This is a genomic window from Pseudomonas sp. PHC1 (assembly GCF_046487845.1).
Taxonomy (GTDB): Bacteria; Pseudomonadota; Gammaproteobacteria; order Pseudomonadales; family Pseudomonadaceae; genus Aquipseudomonas; species Aquipseudomonas sputi.
Genome location: NZ_JBJXHJ010000054.1, coordinates 1 through 1,601, shown reverse-complemented (window position 1 = coordinate 1,601; position 1,601 = coordinate 1). Strand labels below are relative to the sequence as shown.

The following is a 1,601-nucleotide window of genomic DNA, read 5'->3' as shown; positions in this document are numbered from 1 at the left end:
GCGTCCCCTAGGGGACTCGAACCCCTGTTACCGCCGTGAAAGGGCGGTGTCCTAGGCCACTAGACGAAGGGGACACACTACAACATTCACTCCCTGCCGCGTTTCGCTGTGTGCTTTACGCTGCAAGTGGCGCGCATTCTATGGATGGATTGAAAGGTCGTCAACCCCCAGATATAAATTTATTTAAATCAATGACTTCGCCCCCCTTTACGCGCTGTTTCCGGCTTTTGCGTCGCCCGGCGATTGACGCCTATATTCCGACACTCGCCAAGGCGTTATAGTCCACGGCACAGGTGATGGCAATCTGCACCCCAAGGGCCAGCATTTATATAAGCGGCTCCCTGGCCGATACAGATACAGCTTCGCCGATCCAAACCCGTCGAGCGGCGCTAGGCTCCTGTATGCCAAGCCACTACACTCGCACGCGAACCCTATAAAGAGGTCTTACCGGTGACACCACTCATGATCACCCTGCTAGTCATAGCCGGGATCGCAATCTTGATCGCCATTGGCTACATGAACCATGTGGTGGAAAACACCAAACTGGAGAAGGCCCGCACCAAGGTCGAACTCAACGACCGCCTGCGCCGTTGCGGCGAACTGACCGAAACCTTCCCCGGCCAGTTCATGACCCCGGCCCTCAAGCTGCTCCTGACGCGTCTGGAGCTGAACGTCTGTCAGCGCCTGCTGAACCTGGAAAAAACCAGCGCCACCACCAAGGCCCGCATCACCGAACTGAGCGCTCTCGTCGCCCAGGGCGAATCGATCCCGGTCAACAACCCGCCGGCCCCGATCCAGACCGAAGCCAAAGCAAAAGACGTCCGCTTCCTCCTCGAAGCCCTCCACGGCCAGATCACCCGCGCCGCCCAGGACGGCTTCCTGCCACCGAACGAAGCCAAACACTGGATCCGTGAAGTACGCCACATCCTCGTACTGCTGCACATCGAGTTCTTCAACAACCTCGGCCAGCACGCCCTCCAGCAAAACCAGCCAGGCCAGGCCCGCCTCGCCTTCGAACGCGGCGTGCAATACCTGCGCAAACAGCAGGACCCGCAAATCTACGCCGAACAACTCCAATACCTGGAAAAACTCCTGGCCCGCGCCAACGCCCAGGTCATGGACAAGATCGCCCCGGTCGAAGGCGAAGAAAACCAACTGACTGCCGGCCTCAAAGATGTCGAGGCTGATGCGGACTGGAAGAAGAAAGTGATTTACGACTGAGTGCAGTCAAACAGAGAAGCCACCGGGAGGTGGCTTTTTTATGCCCGCGAAAAAAATCAAAATCAAAAACGCCCTCATCGGAACGCCGCCTAACCCTCCCGAAACGTCGGACCGCCCGCAGGGAGAGGGGACTGACCGAGGTGATTGGGGGAGGTACGCCGACGTGAAAGACCGAGTCGCACTCTGGTTTTGAAACGCATGCAACTCAACTCACTCTGCTGCACCTGCTGCACCTTCTTCTGCCTCTCCTACTCTTGCTTCTGCATTGGCTTTGGCTTCGGCTTCGGCTTCGGCTTCGGCTTCCCACCACTCAACACAATGAGCGTTAGCTCGAGTAACGCTTTTGACGTGCCGGCCCCATCGGAAGGCTGAGTGGAGGG

Annotated in this window: 1 protein-coding gene and 1 tRNA gene; one reads left to right on the top strand and one right to left on the bottom strand. The window is 58.0% G+C overall.

Annotation, left to right across the window (positions count from 1 at the left end):
* Position 1: 1 nt before the first annotated feature.
* A tRNA-Glu gene (locus tag ACKJSM_RS28595) sits at positions 2 to 74 on the bottom strand.
* A gap of 388 nt (positions 75 to 462) precedes the next feature.
* Between ACKJSM_RS28595 and ACKJSM_RS28590 the strand changes: the two genes are divergently transcribed.
* The gene (locus ACKJSM_RS28590; protein ID WP_011335462.1) at positions 463 to 1,221 is read left to right on the top strand and encodes a hypothetical protein; all 759 of its coding nucleotides are present in this window, start codon (positions 463 to 465) and stop codon (positions 1,219 to 1,221) included.
* The last annotated feature ends 380 nt before the right edge of the window (positions 1,222 to 1,601 follow it).

Bases quoted from the DNA above. Each gene is read 5' to 3' on its own strand.
- ACKJSM_RS28590 (WP_011335462.1), top strand. From the start codon at position 463: ATGATCACCCTGCTAGTCATAGCCGGGATCGCAATCTTGATCGCCATT.